General features: G+C 64.1%; 26 protein-coding genes. 15 read left to right on the top strand and 11 right to left on the bottom strand.

The genetic code is table 11. From position 1 onward, the window contains the following. Positions 1-117 precede the first annotated feature (117 nt). Complete coding sequence (locus tag FJ951_RS19540; protein ID WP_140516820.1) at positions 118-543, bottom strand: DUF3775 domain-containing protein; 426 nt, start codon at positions 541-543, stop codon at positions 118-120. 150 nt (positions 544-693) lie between these two features. Between FJ951_RS19540 and FJ951_RS19535 the strand changes: the two genes are divergently transcribed. Then, positions 694-1,227: a tetratricopeptide repeat protein gene (locus tag FJ951_RS19535; RefSeq protein ID WP_140495965.1), complete on the top strand. Its 534-nt coding sequence runs from the start codon at positions 694-696 to the stop codon at positions 1,225-1,227. Between the two features lie 268 nt (positions 1,228-1,495). Next, positions 1,496-1,969: a transcription elongation factor GreA gene (gene greA / locus FJ951_RS19530; RefSeq protein WP_008877613.1), complete on the top strand. Its 474-nt coding sequence runs from the start codon at positions 1,496-1,498 to the stop codon at positions 1,967-1,969. Between the two features lie 221 nt (positions 1,970-2,190). Here the strand turns inward: greA and waaC are convergent, their stop codons facing one another. The 3 genes from waaC to rfaD are packed head-to-tail and all read right to left on the bottom strand — an operon-like array spanning position 2,191 to position 5,107. After that, positions 2,191-3,180 carry a lipopolysaccharide heptosyltransferase I gene (waaC, locus tag FJ951_RS19525; RefSeq protein ID WP_140516818.1) on the bottom strand — a complete coding sequence of 330 codons (990 nt, stop codon included), beginning with the start codon at positions 3,178-3,180 and terminating at the stop codon, positions 2,191-2,193. Continuing rightward, complete coding sequence (gene waaF, locus FJ951_RS19520) at positions 3,177-4,184, bottom strand: lipopolysaccharide heptosyltransferase II (RefSeq protein WP_140516816.1); 1,008 nt, start codon at positions 4,182-4,184, stop codon at positions 3,177-3,179. Before waaF ends, waaC begins: the two co-directional genes overlap by 4 nt. Further along, on the bottom strand, positions 4,157-5,107 hold the full coding sequence (rfaD, locus tag FJ951_RS19515) for an ADP-glyceromanno-heptose 6-epimerase (RefSeq protein WP_140495962.1): 951 nt from the start codon (positions 5,105-5,107) through the stop codon (positions 4,157-4,159). The genes waaF and rfaD overlap by 28 nt, the downstream gene beginning before the upstream one ends. 215 nt (positions 5,108-5,322) lie before the next feature. On the opposite strand from rfaD, the gene FJ951_RS19510 reads away from it, so the two are divergent. From FJ951_RS19510 to FJ951_RS19495, 4 genes are all read left to right on the top strand, one after another. Beyond that, the gene (locus FJ951_RS19510) at positions 5,323-5,955 is read left to right on the top strand and encodes a LysE family translocator (protein ID WP_140495961.1); all 633 of its coding nucleotides are present in this window, start codon (positions 5,323-5,325) and stop codon (positions 5,953-5,955) included. Positions 5,956-6,077: 122 nt separating this feature from the next. Next, positions 6,078-7,571, top strand: a complete 1,494-nt coding sequence (gene rfaE1 / locus FJ951_RS19505; protein ID WP_140516814.1) for a D-glycero-beta-D-manno-heptose-7-phosphate kinase — start codon at positions 6,078-6,080, stop codon at positions 7,569-7,571. Positions 7,572-7,578: 7 nt separating this feature from the next. After that, positions 7,579-8,151, top strand: coding sequence for an SIS domain-containing protein (locus FJ951_RS19500; protein ID WP_140516811.1), 573 nt, complete (start codon positions 7,579-7,581; stop codon positions 8,149-8,151). Beyond that, entirely contained in the window at positions 8,144-8,794 is a 651-nt protein-coding gene (locus tag FJ951_RS19495; protein WP_140516809.1) for an HAD family hydrolase, read from the top strand. Before FJ951_RS19500 ends, FJ951_RS19495 begins: the two co-directional genes overlap by 8 nt. Positions 8,795-8,809: 15 nt before the next feature. Here FJ951_RS19495 and FJ951_RS19490 read toward each other — a convergent pair whose 3' ends face one another. Then, entirely contained in the window at positions 8,810-9,604 is a 795-nt protein-coding gene (locus FJ951_RS19490) for a glycosyltransferase family 2 protein (protein WP_140495957.1), read from the bottom strand. Positions 9,605-9,777: 173 nt separating this feature from the next. Further along, complete coding sequence (locus FJ951_RS19485; protein ID WP_140495956.1) at positions 9,778-10,257, bottom strand: Lrp/AsnC family transcriptional regulator; 480 nt, start codon at positions 10,255-10,257, stop codon at positions 9,778-9,780. Between the two features lie 250 nt (positions 10,258-10,507). Between FJ951_RS19485 and trxB the strand changes: the two genes are divergently transcribed. Continuing rightward, on the top strand, positions 10,508-11,482 hold the full coding sequence (trxB, locus tag FJ951_RS19480) for a thioredoxin-disulfide reductase (protein ID WP_140516807.1): 975 nt from the start codon (positions 10,508-10,510) through the stop codon (positions 11,480-11,482). A gap of 89 nt (positions 11,483-11,571) precedes the next feature. Next, complete coding sequence (locus FJ951_RS19475) at positions 11,572-12,468, top strand: LysR family transcriptional regulator (RefSeq protein ID WP_140495954.1); 897 nt, start codon at positions 11,572-11,574, stop codon at positions 12,466-12,468. Positions 12,469-12,489: 21 nt separating this feature from the next. Here FJ951_RS19475 and FJ951_RS19470 read toward each other — a convergent pair whose 3' ends face one another. Both FJ951_RS19470 and FJ951_RS19465 read right to left on the bottom strand, forming a co-directional pair. After that, on the bottom strand, positions 12,490-12,987 hold the full coding sequence (locus tag FJ951_RS19470; protein ID WP_140516805.1) for an isoprenylcysteine carboxylmethyltransferase family protein: 498 nt from the start codon (positions 12,985-12,987) through the stop codon (positions 12,490-12,492). 874 nt (positions 12,988-13,861) lie between these two features. Further along, positions 13,862-15,913 (bottom strand): elongation factor G, encoded by a 2,052-nt coding sequence (locus tag FJ951_RS19465; protein WP_140495952.1) that lies wholly within the window; start codon positions 15,911-15,913, stop codon positions 13,862-13,864. 326 nt (positions 15,914-16,239) lie between these two features. Between FJ951_RS19465 and FJ951_RS19460 the strand changes: the two genes are divergently transcribed. Further along, positions 16,240-16,635: a cupin domain-containing protein gene (locus FJ951_RS19460; protein ID WP_140495951.1), complete on the top strand. Its 396-nt coding sequence runs from the start codon at positions 16,240-16,242 to the stop codon at positions 16,633-16,635. A 56-nt stretch (positions 16,636-16,691) separates the two neighbouring features. Here FJ951_RS19460 and FJ951_RS19455 read toward each other — a convergent pair whose 3' ends face one another. Then, positions 16,692-17,894, bottom strand: coding sequence for a pyridoxal phosphate-dependent aminotransferase (locus FJ951_RS19455; RefSeq protein WP_140516803.1), 1,203 nt, complete (start codon positions 17,892-17,894; stop codon positions 16,692-16,694). 216 nt (positions 17,895-18,110) lie between these two features. Between FJ951_RS19455 and FJ951_RS19450 the strand changes: the two genes are divergently transcribed. The 3 genes from FJ951_RS19450 to FJ951_RS19440 all read left to right on the top strand — a co-directional run bounded on the left by FJ951_RS19450 (position 18,111) and on the right by FJ951_RS19440 (position 20,568). Further along, entirely contained in the window at positions 18,111-19,001 is an 891-nt protein-coding gene (locus FJ951_RS19450; RefSeq protein ID WP_140516801.1) for an EAL domain-containing protein, read from the top strand. Continuing rightward, positions 18,998-19,846: an EAL domain-containing protein gene (locus tag FJ951_RS19445; RefSeq protein ID WP_140495948.1), complete on the top strand. Its 849-nt coding sequence runs from the start codon at positions 18,998-19,000 to the stop codon at positions 19,844-19,846. Before FJ951_RS19450 ends, FJ951_RS19445 begins: the two co-directional genes overlap by 4 nt. A 113-nt stretch (positions 19,847-19,959) precedes the next feature. After that, a complete protein-coding gene (locus tag FJ951_RS19440) occupies positions 19,960-20,568 on the top strand; it encodes a glutathione S-transferase family protein (RefSeq protein WP_140516799.1) in 609 nt (202 codons plus the stop codon). A gap of 424 nt (positions 20,569-20,992) precedes the next feature. Here FJ951_RS19440 and FJ951_RS19435 read toward each other — a convergent pair whose 3' ends face one another. Beyond that, the gene (locus tag FJ951_RS19435; protein WP_010910991.1) at positions 20,993-21,205 is read right to left on the bottom strand and encodes a cold-shock protein; all 213 of its coding nucleotides are present in this window, start codon (positions 21,203-21,205) and stop codon (positions 20,993-20,995) included. 275 nt (positions 21,206-21,480) lie between these two features. Here FJ951_RS19435 and FJ951_RS19430 point away from each other — a divergent pair, with 275 nt between their 5' ends. After that, positions 21,481-21,810: a hypothetical protein gene (locus tag FJ951_RS19430; RefSeq protein ID WP_140516797.1), complete on the top strand. Its 330-nt coding sequence runs from the start codon at positions 21,481-21,483 to the stop codon at positions 21,808-21,810. A gap of 28 nt (positions 21,811-21,838) precedes the next feature. Here FJ951_RS19430 and FJ951_RS19425 read toward each other — a convergent pair whose 3' ends face one another. Next, positions 21,839-22,408 (bottom strand): methylated-DNA--[protein]-cysteine S-methyltransferase, encoded by a 570-nt coding sequence (locus FJ951_RS19425; protein WP_140495944.1) that lies wholly within the window; start codon positions 22,406-22,408, stop codon positions 21,839-21,841. A gap of 180 nt (positions 22,409-22,588) precedes the next feature. Between FJ951_RS19425 and FJ951_RS19420 the strand changes: the two genes are divergently transcribed. Together FJ951_RS19420 and FJ951_RS19415 are read left to right on the top strand one after the other, a co-directional pair. Then, positions 22,589-23,500: a lytic transglycosylase domain-containing protein gene (locus tag FJ951_RS19420; RefSeq protein WP_140516795.1), complete on the top strand. Its 912-nt coding sequence runs from the start codon at positions 22,589-22,591 to the stop codon at positions 23,498-23,500. Between the two features lie 5 nt (positions 23,501-23,505). Then, positions 23,506-23,994: a GNAT family N-acetyltransferase gene (locus FJ951_RS19415; protein ID WP_140516793.1), complete on the top strand. Its 489-nt coding sequence runs from the start codon at positions 23,506-23,508 to the stop codon at positions 23,992-23,994. Positions 23,995-24,001 lie beyond the last annotated feature (7 nt).

The raw sequence follows: 24,001 nt of genomic DNA, 5'->3' as shown, positions 1-24,001 counted from the left end.
AATGCAATCCTGTATTTTCGGGAAAAGCTCAGTGTTGCCATCGCCTCGAAACGGTGCGGGGATGCTCGAAGTTGCCTGGAAGGCGCTTAGGCCCGATCACAATCGATTACCGGCGCGTTACGCACCGATCGCTTCCAGCCCTTCCTCCAGCCAATCGGCGAGCAACGGCAAGCCGAGCAGGTATTTGGCCGTGTGCTTGTTGGCGCGCTCGCGCGCGGCGGCGACGGCGTCGGCCCATTCCGAGGCATCGTAGTCGCCACGGCCGACCCAAGCGAGCGCGACGAGCTCGGCCGCCTCGTCGACATTGAGGTCGTTGATCAGCTCGCGCAGTTCCTCTTCGGTCAGGTTTTCCGAGCTTTCCTCGGCGAGTCCGTCATGATGATGATTGTCACGGGTGTGTCCATCGAACTCGATTTCGTGTTCGGCGCCGTCGGCATAGTCTTCATTGATCGCGGCGCTCAACGCCTTGCATTTGAGGATGAACAGCCGCACGGTGTCGGGCCCGATCGTCAAATCCCAGTTCTTTTCAAGCCGTCGCTGCACTGGCGGTCTCCGCTGGCTCAGCTTTCATCGCCGCCGATGATAGCGGATTTCGAGCATCCGTCACCTCATGTTAGCCCCTTGCTTTTTTCCGGGATGAAACCGCCGACACGCTGCGTTAGTGTTGCATTCTCACCCCTCCAGGAGGCTCCGATGCATAAAAGAGTGCTGATCCAGGCGGCGAGCGCGCTTCTCGCTCTGCAGTTCCTTGCCGTTCCGGTGTTTGCCGCAGGCAGCGGTGACGACACCAGTACGACCACCAAATGCAAGAAAGGCATGGTCTGGGACAAGAAGAAGAACAAGTGCGTCGCACCCCAGGAAGGCATGCTGGACGACGACAGCATCTATGATGCCGGGCATGACCTGGCGATGGCCGGCCGCTATGACGAGGCGATCGCCGTGCTCAGCCTCGCCGCCAACAAGCAGGACCCGCGCATCCTCAACTATCTCGGCTATTCGCACCGCCATTCCGGCCGCGTCGCCGTTGGCCTCGGCTATTACGAGGAAGCGCTGCGCATCGATCCCAACTACACGCTGGTGCGCGAATATCTCGGCGAAGCCCATCTCCAGATCGGCGACCTGGCCGGCGCCCAGCAACAGCTGATGGAGATCGAAAAGCGAACCGGCAAGGGTTCACGCGAATACGGCATGCTGGCCGAACAGATCGACCATTTCATGAGGAGCTGACCCCCCTCAATGCCTTTTCGAACCGGCCGCGAGCAATCACGGCCGGTTTTTTGTTGCCATGCCGGCTCCTGCGACGGCGCGCGCGAAAACGGTGATGATTTCTTCAGAAACCGATTTTTGGGCGTGAAAAGCCCGCAAAGATTGCTATATTCAGGGAAATTGCGGTGAACGGTTCCGTTAGCCCGAGGCTGCCGGACCGTTTTCTTTTTGCACCATCGATAAGGCTTTCCCCGAAATGCGGGGGTGGCGGCAGGAAAGGTCAGGTATCATGAACAAGGTCCCGATGACAGGCGAGGGGTTCGCGTCATTGAAGGAAGAACTGCGCTGGCGCCAGCAGGAGGAGCGGCCGCGCATCATCGAGGCGATCTCCGAAGCGCGCTCGCACGGCGACCTATCCGAAAATGCCGAATACCATGCCGCCAAAGAGGCGCAGAGCCTCAATGAGGGCCGTGTCAACGAGCTCGAGGATCTCATCGCCCGGGCCGAAGTCATCGATGTCACCAAGCTCAGCGGCGACAAGGTCAAGTTCGGCGCCACCGTGGTGCTGGTCGACGAGGACACCGAGGAGAAGAAGACCTACCAGATCGTCGGCGATCAGGAGGCGGACGTGAAGTCCGGCCGCATCTCGATCTCCTCGCCGATCGCGCGGGCGCTCATCGGCAAGGAAGTCGGCGACGCCATCGAGGTCAACGCGCCGGGTGGTGCAAGGGGCTACGAGATCGTACAGGTGCAGTTTATCTAAGGAGTTCGAGGGGCGCTGATCTGCGCGTTTTTAGCCAACGTTGGCGCCGCCCCTCATCCGCCTGCCGGCACCTTCTCCCCGTATAGTGACGGGGAGAAGACGGCTGAACGCGAAGTCGGCGTCTATTCTGCAAACGCTTAAAATTGGCGCAATCATCGGTGAAGGTGTCCTTCTCCCCGGCAGGGCGATGAGGGGCAGCGCCAGCTTTCCGATTGAATAGATCAGTTCTTGCCAGCGCCGGCCTGGCCATGCGTCTGGTGCTCCAGCAGCCTCTCAGCCTCAGCCACCACCCTCGCGGGCGACACTCGCTCACCGGGCGCGGCCTGCAGCGTCGATGCATAGGGGCCGCGCGGGCCGGTCAAACCCGGCTCCGTGGCCAAAAACACCGCGACCGTCGGCAGGCCGAAGGCGCTGGCGAGATGCGTGAGCCCCGTGTCGGCGCCGATTACCAGCCTCGAGCTGCCCAGGATCGCCGCGATGTCGGCCAATGGTGATTTTGGCACGATGCTCGTCGATGGAACTGCCCGGGCGATCGCTTCGGCCACCGCCTGTTCGCGCTCGTCCGACCAGGTCGTGACCGGCGTCATGCCGCGCTCAACCAGCAGGCGGCCGGTTTCGATCCAGTCTTCAACAGGCCACTTCTTGTCCTCGCGGCTGGTGCCGTGCAGCAGGAAGGCCGTGTTGCCGGCTATGCCGGTCAGATTGCCGGGCGGCGGCACAATGCCCGAATCCAGCATCGAAAGATCGGGCCGGTAGCCCAATGCCAGCCCGAAAAGCCGCCGCGTCCGTTCGATGGCGTGGAGGTTGCGAGGGACGGCGTGGCCGACGTCGTAAAGCAGCGTTGCCGAAGGCTCGCGCGCGCTTGAGCGGTCGAAGCCGGCGATCGGCGCTTTCGCCTGCCTGGCCACCAGCGCCGACTTCAACAGGCCTTGCGCATCGATGACCAGATCATAGCGGCACGCACGCAAGGCGCGTCGCAAGGCGGTCGCCTCGCGCCAGGTGGCCTTGTCGAAGAGATGTTTTCGCCAACGCCGGATGGCGACCGTGTGGATGGTTCCGACTGCGGGGTGCAGCGCGACGATGCCGGCGAAAGCCTCCTCGACGCACCAGTCGAAAGCAATATCGGGCCGTGCGCGGCGCGCATCCTGGAGCGCCGGAAAGGTGTGGACGACGTCGCCCATCGACGATGTCTTGACGATCAGCACCCTCATGCGCCGGCCGGGATGTCCAGCAGCCGGTCCGCCGCCGCCATGACCCGTGCGACCTCGAGCGTCTTCAGGCAATTGAGGTGGCCGAGCGGACAGATCTTGCGGTGGCAGGGCGAGCAGGACAGGCCGAGCCAGACCAGTTCGCGCCGTTCGGCCAGCGGCGGCGTGTTCTGTGGCGAGGTCGAACCATAGACGGCGACAACCGGCGTGCCGACCGCCGCCGCAACATGCATCAGCCCGCTGTCGTTGGAGACCGCCAGCCGCGCGGCCGCGATCAGGTCGATGGCGTCCTCCAGCCGCGTCTGGCCGGCCAAGTCGACCACGCCAGGAGCGAGGGCTGCGATCTCCGCTGTCACCTCGCGGTCGTTCTTCGACCCGAACAGCGCGACCTTGAACCTTCTGGCCATGAACTCCCGGGCAAGGCCGGCATAGTGTTCGCTCGGCCAGCGCTTGGCCGGGCCGAACTCAGCACCCGGCATCAGCGCCACGAATTTCTGCGGCCCCAGGCCGAAACGGTCGAGCAGGGTGGCCTGGTTTTTGGCGTCCACCGTCAGATGAGGCGCCCGAAAATCGCCACCCCGTGCAAGGCCGAAATAGGCCTGCGCGGTGCGCCGTTTCACGGCCTCCGGCAGCGGAACGATATCGGTCAACAGGCCGTAGCGCATTTCCCTGAGATGGCCGAAACGGCGTGGAATGCGGGCAAAGAACGGGATCAGCGCCGACTTCCAACTGCCCGGCAGGATATAGGCGCTGTCGTAACGGCCGCGCAGCAGGCGGCCGAAGCGGCGGCGGTGTGCAAATTCGAGCGCGCCGGGTTTCAGCGGGAAATCGATCTGCTGGCGGACCTCAGGCATACGCTTGACCAAAGGGGCCGCCCAGGCTGGCGCCAGCACGTCGATCGCCGCATTTGGATGAAGCTCCTTCAGCGCCGAGAACAGGCACTGCGCCATCACCATATCGCCCACCCAGCGTGGGCCGATCACGAGGATCGCTGGGCTTTCAGCCATTCGACATAGTCTCTGACGCCGGTTTCGACGCTGCGGAATTGCCCGTTGTAACCGGCCGCGCGCAGACGCGACATATCAGCTTGCGTGAAGCTCTGGTAGCTGCCCTTGAGGTGGTCGGGAAAGGGGATGTACTCGATCTCGCCCTTGCCCAGCGTGTCGATGACGGTTTCGGCAATGGCGCGGAAGGGTTGCGCCCGGCCGGTGCCGCAGTTGAAGATGCCGCTCGCGCCGCGCTTCCACAGCCACAGATTGACATCGGCGACATCGCCGACATGAATGAAGTCGCGGCTTTGCTCGCCGGGGCCAAAGCCGTCATGGGCGCCGAACAGCTTTGGATTCTCGCCACGCCCGACCTGGTTGAACAGATGAAAGGCGACCGAGGCCATGGCGTCCTTGTGCGCCTCGCGCGGCCCATAGACGTTGAAGTAGCGCAGGCCCGCGACCTGCGAATGATCGGTATCGAAGACATTGCGCCTGACATAGTCATCGAACAGCTTTTTTGAATAGGCGTAGACGTTGAGCGGCCGCTCAAGCTCCGCGTCCTCGCGGAACTCGGAGCCGCCGCCATAGACCGATGCCGAGGAGGCGTAGAGGAAGGGCACGCGCAGCGCCAGGCAGGCATGCAGCAGCCGCTTCGAATAGGCGTAGTTCACCTCCATCATGAACTTGCCGTTCCATTCGGTGGTGGTCGAGCAGGCGCCCTGATGGAAGACGGCCTCGATGCGGCCGAGCCCGCCGTCCTCGAGGCGGGCCAGGAAATCGTCCTTGTCGAGATAATCGGCGATCCGCAAGTCAGCAAGGTTGGCGATCTTGTGGCCATCGCTCAGGTCGTCGACGACCAAAATGTCGTCGTGGCCCTCCGAATTGAGCGCGGCGACGATGTTGGAGCCGATCATGCCGGCGCCGCCCGTGACGATGATCATGAACGCCTCTGGTTGCTTGCGATTCCGGCCCTTATAAGGGAGGCTTGCGAAGCTGTCGACAAAGCAGCGTTGCCGGGCGGCACTGGGATCCGCAAGAACAATCGAGGGGTGGACCCGCCCGCGATTGTCCTGCACGGCACAGCGCGCCACAGTGGCGCCGCAAAGCTGACGCTTCAGTCGGCTCGCGCCGCCGGACGCGATCATGAGGGCCAGGAATGCCATCGACAGAGCTGCTCGTCGCGTTTTTCGCCACCACCGCGATCTTCGCCTATATTCCAGGCCCGGCCATGCTCTATGCCGCCGCGCAGACGATGGCGCGCGGCCGCTGGTCCGGCCTGACGGCGGCGCTCGGCATTCATCTGGGCGGCTATGTTCACGTCTTTGCCGCCGCCGCCGGCCTGTCCGTGCTTTTCCACGCCGTGCCGCCGCTCTACATGGCGGTCAAGCTCGTCGGCGCGCTCTACCTGATCTGGCTCGGTGTGGCGCTGTTCCGCAAGCGCGCGGAAGGCGACATGGCACTGCCGGCGATCGAGCGGAAATCGGCTTACCGCGCCTTTTTCGAGAGCATCGCCGTCGAGGTGCTCAATCCGAAGACCGCGATCTTCTTCATGGCCTTCCTGCCCCAGTTCATCGATGCCTCTGCCGCATTCCCGGTCTGGCTGCAATTCGTCGTGCTGGGCACGACAGTCAACCTGATGTTCTCCTCGGCCGATATCGTCTGCGTGTTCCTGGCTGGTGCCGTGATCGGCAGGCTGCGCCGCTCCAGCAGCGCCCAGCGCATGATGCAGCGAGCCGGCGGCGCGGTGCTGGTCGGGCTTGGCGTCCATGTCGCCTTGCAGAAGAGTTGACGAGGCCAGCCGGCGTTGCGCTGGCTCGAATTGCGGTATATCGGCATCGCCATGAACGACCGATCCCGGCCAATTTGTCCTCCATGCATCTTCAAAACCGGTTTTTGCGCGTTGCCAGTGACATGACCAAGCACGACCCACTTTCCCCCGAGCCCTTGCACCGCGCCATCGCGCACTTCGGCCAGGCCACCGTGCTGGTGGTCGGCGATCTCATCCTTGACCGGTTCGTCAACGGCATCATCGAGCGGATTTCGCCTGAAGCGCCGATCCCGGTGCTCCATGGGCGCGGCGAGAGCCTGGCGATGGGCGGCGCCGGCAATGTCGTGGCCAACATCATCTCGCTCGGCGCCGCCGCCATTCCGGTCTCGGTGATCGGCTCTGATACGGCAGGCGACAGCCTGGTGCGCATGCTCGGCGAGCTTGGCGCCGACACGACAGGCCTGGCGCGGGAGCGCGGCCGCATGACGTCGTCCAAGAGCCGCTTCAGCGCGCTCAACCAGCAGGTGCTGCGCTTCGACGAGGAAGAGATCAAGCCGCTCGGCGCGGCGGAGCGCGCGGCGCTGGTCCGGCATTTCCGCGCCGCGCTGGCGCACGCCGACATCGTCATCCTGTCGGATTACGGCAAGGGCATCCTGCTCGACGGCGTCGCCGGCGAATTGATCGCGATCTGCCGCGAGGCGGGAAAGCCGGTGCTGGTCGATCCGAAGGGCCGGGATTATGGACGCTATGCCGGTGCGACCGCCATCACGCCCAACCGCAAGGAACTCGGCGAAGCGGTCGAACGGCCGGTGTTCAGCGATGACGAGATCGTGGCCGCTGCGCGCGAGCTGCTTGCGGCGCATGGCTTCGACTTCGTCGTCGCCACGCGCAGCGAAAAGGGCATGAGCGTCGTCAGTCCGACGGAGGCGCGCCACATCGCCACGCAGGCGCGCGAAGTGTTCGATGTGTCGGGCGCCGGCGATACGGTGATCGCGACCTTCGCGCTGGCGCTTGCCGCCGGCGCCGATCCGGTCGCGGCCGCCTCGATCGCCAATGCCGCCGGCGGCGTGGTCGTCGGCAAGCGGGGCACGGCGCGGCTGACGGTCGAGGAACTCAATGGCGCGCTGTTTCGATCGCACGGTCCGAGCGTCCACAGGGATGCCATCCTCGACGCCAAATCGGCCGCACGGCTGGTGGCGGCTTGGAAGGAGGAGGGCCTCAGCGTCGGCTTCACCAATGGCTGTTTCGACATCCTGCATGCCGGCCATGTCAGCCTGCTGCACGCGGCGCGCAGCCAGTGCGACCGGCTGGTGCTCGGCCTCAACAGCGATGCCTCGGTGCGCCGGCTGAAGGGGCCGGAACGGCCCGTCAACGACCAGCACGACCGCGCCTGCGTGCTGGCGGCGCTCGCGTCGGTCGACGCGGTGGTGGTCTTCGACGAGGACACGCCGCTGGCGCTGATCGAGGCGCTTCTGCCCGACATACTCGTCAAGGGCGCCGACTACACGGTCGACACCGTGGTCGGCGCGGACGTGGTGCAGAAAGCCGGCGGGCGCGTGGTCCTGGTCGATCTCGTCGCCGGCAAGAGCACGACCGGCACCATCGGCAGGTTGCGCTCGGCCGGCAACAAGAATTGAGGGTTTCATGTCCGAACTGAACGATTACCTGGTCCGCTCGGCGGCCGCGATCACGGCGCTGGTCGAGCGCGATCTCACAGGCGCGATGGAACGTGCGGCGACCGCGATCGTCGCCGCCCTTTCGTCGGGCAAGGCGCTGCTGATCTGCGGCAATGGCGGTTCGGCCAGCGACGCCATTCACATCGCCGGCGAACTGGTCGGCCGCTTTCTCAAGGAGCGCAAGGGCTACAATGTCATCGCGCTGCCGGCCAATGCCGCGGTGCTGACCGCCTGGGGTAATGATTACGGCTTCGACACCGTTTTTTCGCGCCAGGTCGAGGCGCATGGCGCGGCCGGCGGCGTGCTTCTGGCGATCTCGACCAGCGGCAATTCGCCGAGCATCCTGGCGGCCGCCGAACAGGCACGGACCATGGGCATGACGGTGATCGGCCTGACAGGCGACACAGGCGGCAAGCTCGCGCCGCTCACCGACATCCTGCTCAACGTGCCCTCGACCTCGACGCCGATCATCCAGCAAGGGCATCTGTGCCTCTACCATCACCTGTGCGAGGTGGTGGAAGCGCGCCTCAGCAATGGCTGACAAGGCGCCGCACCCGTTGGCCGAGCCGGGCCTGTGGGTGGAGCGGATCGGCGGCAGGGTTTTTCCCGCCGGCCAGCCGGCGCTGTTCCTCGATCGCGACGGCACCATCAATGTCGATACCGACTATCCCAGCGATCCGGCCGAGATCGAGCTCCGGCCGCAGATGTTGCCGGCGATCGCCGCCGCCAACAATGCCGGCATCCCGGTCGTGGTGGTGACCAACCAGTCCGGCATCGCGCGCGGCTATTTCGGTTGGAGTGCCTTCGCCGATGTGAACCGCCGCGTGCTCGACCTGTTGCGCGATCAGGGCGTTGTCGTGGACATGGTGCTGGCCTGCGCCTACCACGAGGCTGGCGTGGGGCCGCTGGGCATATCGGATCACCCGATGCGCAAACCCAATCCCGGCATGCTCTTCGAGGCGGCGAGACGCCTCGATCTCGATCTCCGGCGGTCCGTGATCGTCGGCGACAAGCTGGCCGACATGGAGGCAGGCCTGGGCGCCGGCCTGCCGCAGGGCTGGCTCGTCGGCGGCGAGGCGCAGCTTCGCTCCGGCTTCGTCATCAGGCCCTTGCGGGACAGCAGCGACCTCGACGGTCTCATCGCCGCCATAGGGCGGCTCGATGGCCGGGATAAGCGGTCTTGATCCGGACCTGACCGCTCACGCCGGTTCGCTGCCTTGCGAGGCCTCATACAGTTTGGCCTCGGTGGCGAAGGAATAGATCATCACCGACATCGAATAGACGAAGCCGTGCCGGCCGCACAGGAAGTAGCGCTTGGCCAGATAGAATTTCAGGAAGTTGCCGAGCGGCGAAAGCACCAGCCGCACCAGGCCCGGCTTCTTGCCTTTCTCGACCAGGGTGGCCGCCTTGAGGCTGGAATAGGCATTTGCCCGGGCCAGATCCTCCTCGACCGATATTTCGCGGCGATGCAGCAGCACGCCGTTTTCGATCGTGCTGGTCTCGCCGGAAACGCCGAAGGATTCATGGACCCGCGCGGTCACGTCCATGGTCGCACCTTCCCGGCGGAAAAGCCGCAACAGCCTGTTGTGCAGCACCCAGCGATGGGCATAGCCGTAGCCCTTCAGCCAGTCGCGGCGGCGGATGTACCATCCGCTGATGCCGGCATTCGCCGTCTCGACCGCCGCCACGATCGACTGCCGCAGCCGGTCGTCGACGCGTTCGTCCGGGTCGATCGAAAGACACCAGGGCTGCGTGGCGTGGTCGAGCGCGAATTGCCGCTGATGCGGAAAACCCGGCCAGCCATTGTGCAGCAGCTTTATCGGATAGCCCTCAGCGACAAACTGCCGAACGATGTCCAACGTGGCGTCGGTGGAGCCTGAATCGACGATGACGATCTCGGCGCAAAAATCGATGCTTTCGAGGCACGGGCCGATCATATCGGCCTCGTTCATGCAGATGATGAGCGCCGAAATCGGGCTTGCAAACCTGGTCATGGTCCCTTCCACGGCGGATTGTCCTTGGAACTTACGCTGCTTGGGCAAGGAAACCAATCAGGCGCCAAATCGCACAGGACGATCCGGCTGCCTGCGCCTGTCCGTTATCAACGCGGCGGCGATGTGGCGAAATTCCGGAATTCGCTTTGGCCGGGCGCCGCAATCGATCGGCGTCACGGCCGCTCGAACGAGACCAACCCTTCATCCTTGACCCGGCGGATGGTGAGGGCTGTGCGCACCGTGTCGACGTTCGGCGTGGAGGTCAGTTCCTCGATGACAAAGGTCTGGAAGGCGCCGAGGTCGCTTGCCACGCAGTGCAGGAGGAAATCGGATTCGCCCGACACCATCCAGGCATCGCGTACGACCGGCCAGCCGCGCGTGCGCTCAGCGAAGATGCGAAGCTCGGCATCGGCCTGATGGTGCAGGCCGACCAGGCAGAAGGCGACCACGTCGAGACCGAGCGCCGGCGCGTTGAGCAGCGCCCGATAGCCGCGAATGATGCCGGCTTCCTCCAGTCGCTTGACGCGGCGCAGGCAAGGCGGTGCCGAAATGCCGACGCGGTTCGACAGTTCGACATTGGTCATGCGCCCATCTGCCTGCAATTCGCGAAGGATCTTCCAGTCGATTGCGTCGAGGTCGGCCTTGAGCGGCATTTCGGGGCTTTCGATGGTTACGGGTGGCGAAAGAATCTTGCGGGATTTTGTAATTAAACGACTTTGCTGTCCACGCCATCCCCCACGCGGAAATCCACGCAGCACCAGAGCGGTTCGCCCGGTGCGACAAAGCTTTCCGGGGACGAGCGCCAACTTGCCTTGCTGGCGTCGTGGGCAACACTTACATTACGCGCGACATCGACGAGTTTTCCATGCCGCAAACGCCGGCAGCCCTCCGCAGAGGCTTTTCATGACCACCAAGCACGCGCCTGTCCTCATCATCGGTTCCGGCCCGGCCGGTTATACCGCGGCGATCTATGCCGCCCGCGCCATGCTGAAGCCGATGCTGGTCGCCGGCCTGCAGCAGGGGGGCCAGCTGATGATCACCACCGACGTCGAGAACTATCCCGGTTTCGGCGAACCTATCCAGGGTCCATGGCTGATGAGCGAGATGCTCAGGCAGGCCGAGCATGTCGGCACCGACATCATCGCCGACATCATCACCGAGGTCGATCTCAACGTGCGGCCGTTCCGCGCAACGGGCGATTCCGGTACCGTCTACACAGCCGATGCCCTGATCATCGCCACCGGCGCGCAGGCCAAATGGCTTGGCATTCCGACCGAACAGGCGTTCATGGGCTTCGGCGTATCGGCTTGCGCCACATGCGACGGCTTCTTCTACCGCGGCAAGGATGTCGCGGTGGTCGGCGGCGGCAATTCGGCAGTGGAAGAAGCACTCTATCTGTCGAACCTCGCCAAGAGCGTGACGGTCATCCACAGGCGCTCGGACTTCCGCGCCGAACGCATCCTGCGCGAGCGGCTCTTGAAGAAGGACAATGTCCGCGTCATCTGGGACACGGTTGTCGACGAGATCACCGGCCGTCCGGGCAAGACGCCACTGCCGCCTTCGGTCGAAGGGTTGAAGCTGCGCAACGTGGTGACGGGTGTCGAGACGCAGCTCGAGGTCGACGGCGTGTTCGTCGCGATCGGCCATGCGCCGGCGGTCGAGCTGTTCGTCGGCAAGCTGAAGCAGAAGCCGAACGGCTATCTGTGGACGGCGCCGGATTCGACCCGCACCGACGTGCCCGGCGTGTTCGCCGCCGGCGACGTGACCGACGATATCTATCGCCAGGCGGTGACTGCGGCGGGGCTGGGCTGCATGGCGGCGCTCGAGGCGGAGAAGTACCTGGCCGGCATCGAGGTGCATCGCGAGGCGGCCGAATAGCGGTTCGCAAACTGTTGAAAGAACGGCTTAGAAACGCCGTGTAAAAGCCTGATTTTTCATTCAGACGCCAAACAGGAACGAGGGGAATCATGGCGTTGGACTGGGACAAGCTACGCGTGTTTCACGCTGCGGCGGAAGCAGGGTCGTTTACACATGCGGCCGAGACGCTGCACCTGTCGCAATCGGCGATTTCGCGCCAGGTCAGCGCGCTCGAGCATGATGTCGGCGTGCCGCTGTTCAACCGCCACGCCCGCGGCCTGGTGCTGACCGAACAGGGCGAGATGCTGTTCCGCACGGCGCATGACGTGCTGATGAAGCTCGAGACCATCAAATCGCGGCTGACCGAGACCAAGGACCGCCCCTCCGGCGTGCTCAGGGTCACGACCACGGTCGGGCTCGGCGCCGGCTGGCTGACCGAACGCGTGCAGGAGTTCATCGAGCTCTATCCTGAAATCAGCCTGCAGCTGATCCTCGCCAACGAGGAGCTCGACCTGACCATGCGCCAGGCCGATTGCGCCATCCGGCTGCGCCAGCCGCAGCAGCCGGACCTTATCCAGCGCCGCCTGTTCACGGTGCATTTCCACCTCTATGCTTCGCCAGGCTATATCGCCAAGCATGGCAGGCCGGCTTCGGTGGCCGAGCTCAAGGCGCATCGCATCGTCACTTTCGGCGTGCCGGTGCCGGCGCATCTGTCGGAGCTGAACTGGCTGGAGACGGTCGGCGATTTCGAGGGCGGCCAGCGCGTGCCGACGCTGCAGATCAACGATATATTGTCGATCAAGCGCGCGGTCCAGGGCGGCGCCGGCATCGCCATGCTGCCCGACTATGTCATCTCCAAGGATTCCGGCCTGGTGCAGCTCCTGCCGGAAACGGAGGTGCCTTCCTTCGACACCTATTTCGCCTACCCCGACGCGATGAAGAACCAGGCGAAGCTGCACGTGTTTCGCGACTTCATCATCGCCAAGGCGCGGAGCTGGTCGTATTGACCCCGGAGATCGCGCAGACTCTCACCTCCGCCAGCGCGTCAGGCGGGGCAGCCAGGCGGGCACGTTGCGGCGGTAGGTTTCGTATTCATCGCCATAGCGGCGTGCGAGCGTCGGCTCCTCGTACAGCTTGACGAAGGTGGCCATGGCCGCGGCTGCCATGACGGCGTAGGCGACAAGCGTCCAGCTTGAAAACAGCAGTGCCTGGCCGATGATGATCGACAGCACCGCCACATACATCGGATTGCGGACATGGCGGTAGAGCCCGCCGACCACCAGTCTCTCGGTCGGAGCGACCGGAGCAGGCGTGCCGAGGCCTTCAAGCGCAAAGCAGGCGAATGCATGCAGCAGCGCCGCCACGGCGACCGCGATGAGGATCCAGCCGAGCGGGGCAAGACCCGGCAGGCTCGACCATGGCCGGTCCCAGCGATCCGTCAGCAGCCACGGCACGAGGCCGGCGACGATACAGGGTGCCGCGATGAAGAACGCAGCACTGCCGGCGATCGCCGAAAAGGTCCGCATTGCTTGTCTCCCGCCTGAAGCATGTCACGCCCAAACCGATTCCCGCGACGCGCTCAAGTCTTTGTTGTTCACGTCGCTGCCGAACCGAGGACACTTTGCGCGACATGCATTAGTTGCCTCGGAAATAAACGCCTGCTGCCTCATTCCACGCCATTGCGCATTTTTGACATTTCGGGATGAAAACCGAGCGTGATTCGCGATTCCGCCGTGACAATTGTCTCATTGCGGGTTCCGCTTCGGTGATTCTGCTGGTCCTATTGGGTCCAGAAATGGCTTAGACCACAGCCTGCGTCTTTTTGCATGCGTGTGTTGCAAAATAGATGCTTGTTTCTTGGGCATGATGAGCACATATATAGTTCATCTCCTGGGCGCGTTCTCCTCCCATTAGCGCCCTCGAGTGTTCCCCTCTGGAGGTTAGCCTTAACAGGCACTTCCAATCAAACTCAGCCGGATCTTCATTGATCCGGCTTTTTTGTTGCCCGGACGCTGCCGGAAGGGCGGGAAAATCCACCGAAATAGCCACGTAACAGTGACATGTAACCTCTGGTAACATGTCAAAGGCGCTCGGCTCCTGCTAAGCAGATCATAGGACGCGGTGTGGTCGGACGGGAGATGGGGGCATCACTCGGACGATCCGGGCTCAGGCGGCTACCGCGTCCGAACCTTCTTCCGCCGAAGCGGCGACTTCAAGATGCGGCGGACCTGCCGTTTCTCCTCCCAAGAAAACGGTCCGCAAACAAAACGGCGTCCGGCCCCCCCCGGGCGTCGTTTTTTGTTTGCGCCCTCTCGAACAAGGTCGAGAGGGCACTCACCCAAATCTTTGTGGATGTCGATGTCCCAAAGCCGAGATCACTTTAGACGACATGCATCAGTATCAGGCTGCCTTGCCGTTGGCATTCATCGCTTCGTCGGCGAGCCGGCCGGTGAGTTCGGCCATGTGGTCGAAGACGGCGCGGTAGCTGGCGACGCCCGAGGTGGCCGAGCGCAGCTCGATGATCAGATCGCCGATCTCGGATTGCGGCATGGTCGCCTCGACGACATCCCATCCTGGCCAGCCGGGCCGCGCGTCGTAGCCGAGGATCTGGCCGCGCCGCTGCGGGATCAGCGCGATGATCTTCGAGGTCGCATCGGAGGGCGTCACGATCTCGACCTTCATCACTGGCTCCAGGAGCACGGGCGAACAGCCCGCCATGCCTTCCTTCATGGCAAGCTTGGCCGCCATCTGGAAGGCCATGTCGGAGGAATCGACCGCGTGGTAGGAGCCGTCCGACAGGTTGACGGCGACGTCGACGACGGGAAAGCCGAGCGGGCCCGACTTCAGGTAATCGCGTATACCGCTTTCGACCGACTGGATGTAGGTCTTGGGCACCACGCCGCCGGTGATGGTATCGGTGAACTGGAAACCTGCGCCGCGCGGCAGCGGCTTTATCTCGATCACCACATCGCCGAACTGGCCGTGGCCGCCGGACTGCTTCTTGTGGCGGCCGCGTTGCTGCGCCGATTTGCGGATAGTCTCGCGGTAGGGCACCGCCGGCGGATGGCCTTCGACCGGAATCTGGTTCTTGCCCTCGAGCCGTTCGCGTACGACGCGCAGGTGCATTTCTCCATGGCCCGACAGCACGGTCTCGGCCGAGTCCTGGTTATGATGCAGGCTGAGCGAGGGATCTTCTTCGGCCAGCCGTTGGATGGCGGCCGACATCTTCACCTCGTCCTTGCGCTCCTTCGGCCGCAAGGCGAAAGCGAAGACAGGCTGCGGCGGCTCGAACTGGAGCAGCGGCTTCATGCCGCCCTTGGCCGAGGTCAGCGTCTGGCCGGTCTTGACCGCGTCCAGCTTGCCGAGCGCGACCGTGTCGCCGGTCTTCGCCGCGGTGAGCTTCGACTGGTCCTTGCCAAGCATCCTGTAGATGCCGGACACCTTTGCCATGTCGCCGCCGGGCAGCCAGAGCTCGGAGCCATCGGCGACCTGTCCCGAAAGGATGCGCGACACCGACAATTTGCCTCCGTGCGGCGTATGGATGGTCTTCATCACCTGAACCACGGTCGCGTTGCCTTCGGGGGCGCCGAGCCGTTTGCGGGTCGCGTCGATGTCGGGCGCATCATGGCGGATCGCCTTCAGGAGACGCAGCACGCCATTGCCTTTCTCTGCGGTGCCGATCAGCACCGGCGTGACGGCGCCGTCGCGCAGGTCGGCGGCAAGATCATCGAAGACCGCGTCCTTGGGCGGCTCGATCTCCTCGAGCAACTGTTCCATCAGCTGGTCGTCATGGTCGGCCAGTCTTTCCAGCATCGAAAAACGGGCTTCCAGCTCGCGCGCCTTTTCGTCGCCAGGGATCTGGGCCACCTCGCTCTCGGCATATTCGCGGTAGATATAGGCGCGTTCCAGCGCCAGATCGATCGAGCCGATGACGACGCCGTCCTTGCGCAGCGGTATCTGGCGCAGAAGCAACGGCACCGCACTTGCCGGCTGCAGCATCTTCAGCGTGTCGCGCACGCCCGCGATCGCCTTGTCGACCTTGTTGAGAAACAGGATGCGCGGCACGCCGAGATCGTCGAGCTTGCGCATGATGAGCTGGAGGGCGGGGATCTTCTTCTCGTCGGCCTCGGCGACGACCACCGCGAGGTCGCAGGCGGCCAGTACCGGTTCGGCCTCGAAGGAGAATTCGATCGATCCGGGACAGTCGACGAAGGTGAACTGCTCGCCCATGAATTCCGTGGTGGCGAAGGTCGCCTCGACGCTCATGGCGTGGGCGCGCGCCTCGGGCGAATGATCTGAAACGGTGTTTCCCGAGGAAACCGGGTTCTGGCGGGGAATGGCGCCCGTGCGGGCCAATATGGCTTCGAGAAGTGTCGTCTTACCGCTTGCGAAGGGACCGACTATGGCAATGCATTTCGGTCCCGTGCGTCTTCCTCCGGCGCGATTACCCATGACTGACCTCCACTCAGGCGTTTCCCTGGAGACCGACTGGCATTCATGGTTCAGGCCAAGGTCAGTCGGTCCTGAGCGGCGGCCGGCCTGTTCGACCGTCGCGGGCGGGCTTGTCTTCAACCGGCCCAAAGGTATCGTCCCACTTGTTTGCCGGCAGGGCAAGGAAAATAGGTAGCCTCAAGGGCCGAGCGCGCGGTGCGGTTGCCGCTGATTTGCAAAGCCGAACAGACCGGTTGCGTCGACGGCCATATCGGCCGAAACTAGGGTCTCGAAAGAAGAGCGGCGTCGCCGCCGCCCGCATCGCCACCAGTTCCAGGGATCGAACGATGAAGATCATTGCTTGCGGCAGCACGCCGACCGTCATCGCGCCGGAAAAGTACTTCACCGGCCGGGTGCTGCAGACGCCGATCATCGAGAAGGAGGCTCCGGCACGGCTGCGGGCGACATTGGTCAGCTTCGAACCGGGCGCGCGGACCCACTGGCACACGCATCCGCTTGGCCAGACGCTGTACGTCACGTCGGGCGCCGGCCTCGCCCAGACCTGGGGCGGTCTCATCCAGGAGATCAGGGCAGGGGACGTCATCTCGTTCGCGCCAGGCGAAAAGCACTGGCATGGCGCCGGGCCGAAAACGGCCATGACGCATATAGCCATGCAGGAAGCGCTCGAGGGCGTGCATGCCGACTGGCTGGAAGCGGTGACGCCGGCCCAATATGGCGGCTGAGTACCGTGTCGAGCCGATCTAAAAACCCGGCGTTTGGCCGGGTTTTGTTTTCACGATCAGGTCAGTGATGCCGTAAAGCGCTGGATGCGCGTGCACGCCTCCTCCAGCAGCGTCTCCGACGTGGCGTAGGAGATGCGGAAGTTCGGACCGAGGCCGAAGGCCGAACCGAATACCACCGCCACGCCCTCGGCCTCGAGCAGCTCCGAGCAGAAGGCCTCGTCAGTGTCGATCACCTTGCCGGCCTTGGTCTTCTTGCCGATCAGCTGGGCGCAGGACGGATAGACGTAGAAGGCGCCTTCCGGCGACGGACAAGAGATGCCGCGCGCCTGGTTGAGCATCGAGACGACGAGATCGCGGCGCCCCTGGAAGATCGCCTTGTTCTTGGCGATGAAGTCCTGCGGGCCGTTCAGCGCTTCGACCGAGGCCCATTGCGCGATGGTGCAGGCGCCCGACGTCTGCTGGCCCTGGATCATGTCCATCGCCTTGATCAGCTGGACGGGACCCGCGGCGTAGCCAATGCGCCAGCCGGTCATCGCATAGGCTTTCGACACGCCGTTCATGGTCAGCGTGCGCTCATAGAGCTTCGGCTCGACCTCGGCGATGGTCTTGAAGACGAAGTCGCCGTAGGTCAGATGCTCGTACATGTCGTCGGTCAGCGTCCAGACATGCGGATGCCTGAGCAGCACGTCGGCGAGCGACCGAAGCTCGGCCTCGGTGTAGGCGGCGCCCGACGGGTTCGACGGCGAGTTCATCAGCAGCCACTTTGTGCGCGGCGTGATGGCCTTTTCCAGCACAGCGGCAGTGAGCTTGAAGCCATTGTCGATCGAAGTGTCGGCGAACACCGAGGTGCCGCCGCAGATCGCCACCATCTCGGGATAGCTGACCCAATAGGGGCGGGGGATGATGACCTCGTCGCCGGGATTCAGCGTCGCCATGAAGGCGTTGAACAGGATCTGCTTGCCGCCGGTGCCGACAATGGTCTGCTCCGGCTTGTAGTCGAGATTGTTCTCGCGCTTGAATTTCTTCGCGATCGCTTCGCGCAGCGGCGCGATGCCAGACACCGGCGGATATTTGGTCTCACCACGGCGGATGGCCTCGATCGCCGCATTCTTGATGTTGTCGGGCGTATCGAAATCCGGTTCGCCGGCACCCAGGCCGATGACGTCGCGGCCGGCATTTTTCAGCTCGCGGGCTTTCTGCGTCACCGCGATGGTGGCGGAAGGCTTCACGCGGGAAAGGGTGTCGGCAAGGAAGGCCATGACCTTTTTTCTCTCCAGAAAGGATCAGCGCGGCCAGGAGCGGCCGCGGCGCTTCTCATGTCGCATCATTCCCGTGAGTGCAAGCATTGTCGGCTGGGCCAGTGCCGCAAGGAGGTCAATGAGCCGTGATCGGCAACAGAAAGTTCATTAACGGGCGGTAGAGGCTTGCGTGGCAGGATCGTAACCCAATTGCGCCAGTTCGCGGAGCGAGGAACCTTGTCGCGCAGCATCGGGCTTGCCCATATCATCCGTCATGATGACGGCACCTCGTCAGGTGTCTGGGGCATTTATACGTTGCAAAGCGCCTTCCAGCCGATCTTCGCCTTCAGGGAAGGCAAGCTGTCGGTTGCCGCCTTCGAGGGCTTGATCCGGCCGTTCCGCAACGGCGAGCCGCAATCGCCAATGAGCTTCTTCAGCACCTGCCCGGCCGCCGACCGGCTTCATGTCGAGGCGCTGACCAGGACGCTGCATCTGCTGAATGCCGGCGCCTGCCTGCCGCAGGAAGCGTCGATCTTCGTCAATTTCGATCCGTCGGTGTTCACCGAGCGCGCCGTTGCCGACAATGCCTTGCGCGAAATGCGCCTGGTGCTGCACGAGGCCGGCATCGATCCGGGCCGTGTCGTGTGCGAGGTGACCGAGCAGCGTCCAGCCTCGCAGGAGACCCTGCACGGTTTCGTCGCGGCGTTGAAGGGCAACGGCTTTCGCATTGCCGTCGATGACTATGGCGCCGACGATTCCGACATCAACCGCATCAAGGAGTTGAAACCCGACATCGTCAAGTTCGATGCCCACTGGATCACGCAGTTGATGGAGTCCGGCGCCGGCTTCGCGCTGCTGACGTCCATGGTGAAAAGCTTCGAGGCACAAGGCATCCGCACCGTGTTCGAGGGCATCGAGGAAGGCTGGCAGCTGGAGCTGGCCGAGAAATCCGGGGCTTCGATGGTCCAGGGTTTCGTGCTGGCACGGCCGGAACTGGCGCCGACCAGCTTCCGCGTCTTCGGCGAGGACGGGCCATCGCCTGCCGCCGACAGTGCCTCTTCCGTCCCGGCAGCCGCGCCGCATACCGCGCGGGCGGCGAAAGCCTTTGGGCGCAGGGGCACACGATGAGGCCCGAGCGGCGGCGCGATGTCGGCGATGCGATCTTCATGGACGAGGTCGGTATCGAATATGGCGTTTATGGCGACTTCCGCCTGCGCAGCGCCTACCAGCCGATCTTCGCGCCGCGCGGCCGCTTCCTGCACGCAATCGCGGTCGAGGGCCTGATAGAGCCGCATCGCGCCGGCCGGCCGGGCGCCGCACGGGCGTTCTTCGAAGGCGTCGCGGCCGAGGACCGGCTGTTCGTCGAAACCATGTGCCGCGTGCTGCATCTCAGGAACTTCCGCAACATCGGCGTCGACGGGCTCGATCTGTTCTTCAACTACAATCCATTGGTCAACGCCCATCGGGGCCGGGCCTTGGCCGAAATCCGGCTGATGAGCAGGCATCTCGGCGAGCTCGGCCTGGCCCCCGGCATGCTGGTCTGCGAAATCACCGAACAGGCGGCCGACGACACGCTGCTGGCCAGGCTGGTGCGCGAGATGCGCCGCGACGGCATCCGCATCGCCATCGACGATTTCGGCACCGGCCACTCGACCGAGGAGCGGGTCAGCCTGCTCAAGCCCGATATCGTCAAGATCGACGGTGGCTGGTTCGCGCAATTCTGCCGCCACGCCGCCGCCGAGCGGTTCTTCCGCCCGCTGGTCTCCAGCCTGCACGACCGCGGCGCCAAGGTCCTGGTCGAGGGCATCGAACAGCCCACCCATCTGCGCGTCGCGCTCGATGGCGGCGTCGACCTGCTGCAAGGTTTTCTACTCGCCCGGCCGGCGCTGGCCGGGGTGATCTTCGACGAGCGACCGCTCGCCATCGACGCGCTGCTGGGCAGGGACAGCAAGGTGGTGCCGCTGTTCGGGTAGCGCCGTGTGCTACACATCAGCGGCGCTGATCGTCGCGCCAAAACTAATCATTGGTGAGGACGGCGCGGCTACGATAATCGCGTCTGCACATGGCAGCGCTCGGGGGACCAGCGATGATACTTTACAGCATGATCGACAGCGGCAACTGCTACAAGCCGCGCCTGCTGATGGCCAAGCTCGGCCTCCCTTTCACCACTGTCGAGGTGAGTTCGCACACGGGCGATACGCGAAAAGCGGATTTCGTCGCCAAGAATCCGAACGCCATGGTGCCGCTGCTGGAGCTCGACGACGGAAGGCGGATCGCTGAATCCAACGCCATCCTGCTCTACCTCGCCGAGGGCACGCGCTTCCTGCCCGCGGACAAGTATGAGCGCGGGCTCGCCTATCAATGGCTGTTCTTCGAACAGTACAGCCACGAGCCCTATATCGCCGTGCGCAAGGCGCTGCTGACCTTTCCCGAAAGGGCCAAGGACGCGACGCCCGAGCGGCTGGCGGTGACACTGGAGCGCGGCAACAAGGCGCTCGGTGTCATGAATAAATACCTGGAGAACAACGCGTTCTTCGCCGGAAGCGCCTACAGCATCGCCGACATGGCGCTTTACGCTTATACGCATACGGCGGAGCAGGGCGGCTTCCAGCTCGACGCCTATCCGGCGGTGGCTGCGTGGCTTGACCGCGTGGTGGCGGATCCGGGGCACGTCTCTATGGAGTGGGCAGGGTAGCGATGCCGGTGATTGGCGAAAGCGGCGATTAGAGCGTCCTTCGCCCCGTTCACGGGGAGAGAAGATGGCGGCAGCCAGATGAGGGGCGCAGCCGCCCTTCGTTGTGCTTGGCTCTGCGATCGTTCCTCTTGAAGTGCCGGCGCGCCGCCCCTCATCGCCCTGCCGGGCACTTCTCCGCGTATAGTGGCGGGGAGAAGGACGCTGTGTCGCCGTTTCGCCTGAATCCAGGCAAATAAAAAGGCGGGACAATGCCCGCCTTCCCATTTCGGTAGCCTGATCGGGAGCGTCCGGTCCGGGCTGGCAGCTATCTGCTGATCCGGCTTGTCGGGTCTTTCCGCTCCGGCGCGCTTCTCGCGCGACCGTCAGTACATCCGTGACTTGCCGCGCGCCCCGGGCTGTCGCCCGGCGCGCGCCATTTTCAAAATCAGGCTGCCTTGCTCAGAGATCCAGCGGACGACTTGCCAGTGCGGCGGTCCTGCTCGATCTCGAAGTTGATCTTCTGGCCTTCGACCAGGGTCGACAGCCCAGCGCGCTCGACAGCGGAGATGTGGACGAAAACGTCCGCGCCGCCCGCGTCAGGCTGGATGAAGCCGAAGCCCTTGGTGGCGTTGAACCACTTGACCGTTCCAGTTGCCATAAAAATAGTCCTTCACATTTGCTTTGGTTTGACCGAACCGAGGTCCAGCCGGTGTGCATCGAGATTTTGGAGATAGACGTCAGCAAACGCGAAGATCGCGAGGCCCGGATCGATCGGCCGAAATATCAATGGGGCTGATATAGGCTGCTTTCGCACGAAATACAAGACTGCGTGAGAAAGCCGTGATCGAGGGACCGCCCAATGGCCGCCCCAATCCGGTGAAACCGTTGCGTCAGATGGCGCTGTCCGTGAGCCGCGCATCAGGGGAGAGGACCATGAAGACCATTCTGCTGGCAGCATGCCTGACGCTGATTGCCGCCGAGGCGCAGGCGATCTCGCGCTACGATCCGACGCGGATGGAGTGTGGCCGCGTGCAGGCGACGATCGCGCGGCAGGGCGCCGTCATCCTGCGTTACCAGTCGAGGCGGGTACCGGGACTGCCACTCTACGACCGCTATGTGCAGAGCCAGCAATTCTGCACAACGGGCGAGGTGAGGACACGCGCCTATGTGCCGAGCGCCGATACGAAATCCTGCCCGGTCTATAATTGCAAGCGCCCGGACAACGATCGGCATTTCCGCCGGCGGTTTTTTCATAACGACTAGGCCATAGCCTGGCGCGGCGGCTATCGTTTCAAAATCCGAATGAGACCTGCGCGGGCGGCGGCGGGCCGACGCGCACGCCTTCCATGGCCAGCATCTTTTCCTTGGTGGTCGAACCGCCGGGCGCCGAAAAGCCGCCGATCTTGCCGCCGGCCGCGAGGATACGGTGGCAGGGAATGACCAGCGGCACCGGATTGGCGCCAAGCGCGGCACCGGTTTCGCGCGGCAGGCCGGCATGGCCGGCGCGCTTGGCCAGTTCTCCATAGGTGGTGGTTTCGCCATAGGCTAGCTTTCGCGCCGCGCCATAGATGGCGAGGCGGAAATCGTCGATGCCGTCGAGATCGACCGGCACGCCGGAGAAATCGATATCCTCGCCCGCCGCATAGGCCTTGATCGAGGCGATCAGCTCGACCACCCACGGCGGCTGCACGGTAGCGGCCGAAACGCCGGCGTGGCGCATCAGCCGCCGCTCGACCGCCTCGCGGCTGCGTTCGGGCAGGCAGAGCCGGATCAGGCCCTTTTCGCTCCAGGCAATACCCATGAAGCCGATCACTGTTTCTAACACTGCGTGGCCGGCTGTGATCTGCGACGGCGTTTGCATGGCGTGCTCCTTTCGCAAAATGGCCAGAAACCGGCATTCGTGCCGGTACATATCAGGAACAATATGGCATTTCGGCCCGAGTCTCGCCACCCGAAAACCACCTGAGCGCCCCGATTGCTCGCCAGGAATCGCTGGTGTAAGGGATTTCTTAACATCCGACGAACCGGACCCGAACGCGGCTTGCCAGCAAAACAAACCCTTATCGCGCTCGGCGTGATCGCGGCCATGGCCTGCGTCAGCGGTTGCACGTCGACATCGCAGATGAAATCCGCGTCTTCCCTCACCGAAACAGCGACCGTCGCCGGCACCGATGCCGGCTTCACCATGCCGTTGCCGGAGACGGTTTCGGTGCTGCCGGAATCGTCGGGGATTACGCCCGTTCAAACCGCTGAGTTGTCCGCCGGCCCGACCACACAGGCGGCCGCGGCAACCGCGGCCTTTGCCGGAGCGACCCCAACCGCACCGGCCGTGCCGGCGGTGATGACCGCCAATGCCTGGCAGGCGCCGCCGCCGGCTGGCGCCGGCGCACCAATCAAGGCGGCAGCCACCTACGCCACCGCCGGGCTCATCGTGCCGGCGATCGCCAGGAACGATCAGAAAGCCATGCCCGGCGTGCAGCAGGCGGCCTATGTTGTGCCGCAGAATCCGGCTGCCCTCGTCCAGTTTCCTGCCGCTCCGGTGCAGGAAGAGCATGCGACCGGCGTGCGCGGCGATATCGACCGGCTGATCGTAAAATACGCCGCGTTTTATCAGGTGCCGGTCGACCTTGTGCGCCATGTCGTCAACCGCGAAAGCACCTTCAATCCCAAAGCCTACAACAACGGCCATTGGGGGCTGATGCAGATCAAGCACGCGACGGCGCGCGGCATGGGCTATGACGGACCGGCCAGGGGCCTGTTCGATGCCGAAACCAACCTGAAATACGCCGTCAAATACCTGCGTGGCGCCTGGCTGGTGTCGGACGGCAACGCCAAGCGCGCCGACTGGCTCTACCAGACCGGCTACTATTTCGACGCCAAGCGCAAGGGCCTGCTCGAGGCGACCGGCCTCGGCGTCGACCGCAAGCGGCGCCGCCTGCTGCCCGACGCCTGAGCGAAATGCCCGAACCGCGCCCGCCGGCTCCGAACGACATCCGGCTGCGCAAGATCCTCGACGAGACGCTGGTTCCCGCGCACTGGTCGGATGGCTTTGTCATGCGCACCCTCGAGCCCGGCGATGCGCCGGCCTTGCATGCGCTGCTGACCGAAGTGTTCGACGATGGCGCCGACGGCCCGTTCGACGAATGGTGGCCACGCATCTCAGGCGACCCCGAATTCGATTCTGCGCTCTGTTTCCTCGTCATCGACGCCAAGGGCCTGCTGGTGGCGGCGGCGCTGTGCTGGACGAGCGCCTTCGTCAGGGATCTCGCCGTGCATCCGCAGGCGCGCGGCAGGGGCATCGGCGAGGCGCTGATGTGGCACGCCTTCGCCGTCTTTCGCGAACGCGGCGCAGACCATGTCGACCTCAAGACCAACACGGTGGAAAACGCCGCCGCTGTCAGGCTCTATCAGCGGCTTGGGATGAGCCCTGTCGCCTGGGAAGGCTGAAGCCGCG

This window comes from Mesorhizobium sp. B2-2-3 (assembly GCF_006442405.1).
GTDB lineage: Bacteria > Pseudomonadota > Alphaproteobacteria > Rhizobiales > Rhizobiaceae > Mesorhizobium.
This window is presented reverse-complemented; position numbering and strand designations above follow the sequence as displayed.

Excerpts from the sequence above, each read along its gene's own strand:
- FJ951_RS19535 (WP_140495965.1), top strand. The coding sequence starts at position 694 with ATGCATAAAAGAGTGCTGATCCAGGCGGCGAGCGCGCTTCTCGCTCTG.
- greA (WP_008877613.1), top strand. The coding sequence starts at position 1,496 with ATGAACAAGGTCCCGATGACAGGCGAGGGGTTCGCGTCATTGAAGGAA.
- waaC (WP_140516818.1), bottom strand. The coding sequence starts at position 3,180 with ATGAGGGTGCTGATCGTCAAGACATCGTCGATGGGCGACGTCGTCCAC.
- waaF (WP_140516816.1), bottom strand. The coding sequence starts at position 4,184 with ATGGCTGAAAGCCCAGCGATCCTCGTGATCGGCCCACGCTGGGTGGGC.
- rfaD (WP_140495962.1), bottom strand. The coding sequence starts at position 5,107 with ATGATCATCGTCACGGGCGGCGCCGGCATGATCGGCTCCAACATCGTC.
- FJ951_RS19510 (WP_140495961.1), top strand. The coding sequence starts at position 5,323 with ATGCCATCGACAGAGCTGCTCGTCGCGTTTTTCGCCACCACCGCGATC.
- rfaE1 (WP_140516814.1), top strand. The coding sequence starts at position 6,078 with ATGACCAAGCACGACCCACTTTCCCCCGAGCCCTTGCACCGCGCCATC.
- FJ951_RS19500 (WP_140516811.1), top strand. The coding sequence starts at position 7,579 with ATGTCCGAACTGAACGATTACCTGGTCCGCTCGGCGGCCGCGATCACG.
- FJ951_RS19495 (WP_140516809.1), top strand. The coding sequence starts at position 8,144 with ATGGCTGACAAGGCGCCGCACCCGTTGGCCGAGCCGGGCCTGTGGGTG.
- FJ951_RS19490 (WP_140495957.1), bottom strand. The coding sequence starts at position 9,604 with ATGACCAGGTTTGCAAGCCCGATTTCGGCGCTCATCATCTGCATGAAC.
- FJ951_RS19485 (WP_140495956.1), bottom strand. The coding sequence starts at position 10,257 with ATGCCGCTCAAGGCCGACCTCGACGCAATCGACTGGAAGATCCTTCGC.
- trxB (WP_140516807.1), top strand. The coding sequence starts at position 10,508 with ATGACCACCAAGCACGCGCCTGTCCTCATCATCGGTTCCGGCCCGGCC.
- FJ951_RS19475 (WP_140495954.1), top strand. The coding sequence starts at position 11,572 with ATGGCGTTGGACTGGGACAAGCTACGCGTGTTTCACGCTGCGGCGGAA.
- FJ951_RS19470 (WP_140516805.1), bottom strand. The coding sequence starts at position 12,987 with ATGCGGACCTTTTCGGCGATCGCCGGCAGTGCTGCGTTCTTCATCGCG.
- FJ951_RS19465 (WP_140495952.1), bottom strand. The coding sequence starts at position 15,913 with ATGGGTAATCGCGCCGGAGGAAGACGCACGGGACCGAAATGCATTGCC.
- FJ951_RS19460 (WP_140495951.1), top strand. The coding sequence starts at position 16,240 with ATGAAGATCATTGCTTGCGGCAGCACGCCGACCGTCATCGCGCCGGAA.
- FJ951_RS19455 (WP_140516803.1), bottom strand. The coding sequence starts at position 17,894 with ATGGCCTTCCTTGCCGACACCCTTTCCCGCGTGAAGCCTTCCGCCACC.
- FJ951_RS19445 (WP_140495948.1), top strand. The coding sequence starts at position 18,998 with ATGAGGCCCGAGCGGCGGCGCGATGTCGGCGATGCGATCTTCATGGAC.
- FJ951_RS19440 (WP_140516799.1), top strand. The coding sequence starts at position 19,960 with ATGATACTTTACAGCATGATCGACAGCGGCAACTGCTACAAGCCGCGC.
- FJ951_RS19435 (WP_010910991.1), bottom strand. The coding sequence starts at position 21,205 with ATGGCAACTGGAACGGTCAAGTGGTTCAACGCCACCAAGGGCTTCGGC.
- FJ951_RS19430 (WP_140516797.1), top strand. The coding sequence starts at position 21,481 with ATGAAGACCATTCTGCTGGCAGCATGCCTGACGCTGATTGCCGCCGAG.
- FJ951_RS19425 (WP_140495944.1), bottom strand. The coding sequence starts at position 22,408 with ATGCAAACGCCGTCGCAGATCACAGCCGGCCACGCAGTGTTAGAAACA.
- FJ951_RS19415 (WP_140516793.1), top strand. The coding sequence starts at position 23,506 with ATGCCCGAACCGCGCCCGCCGGCTCCGAACGACATCCGGCTGCGCAAG.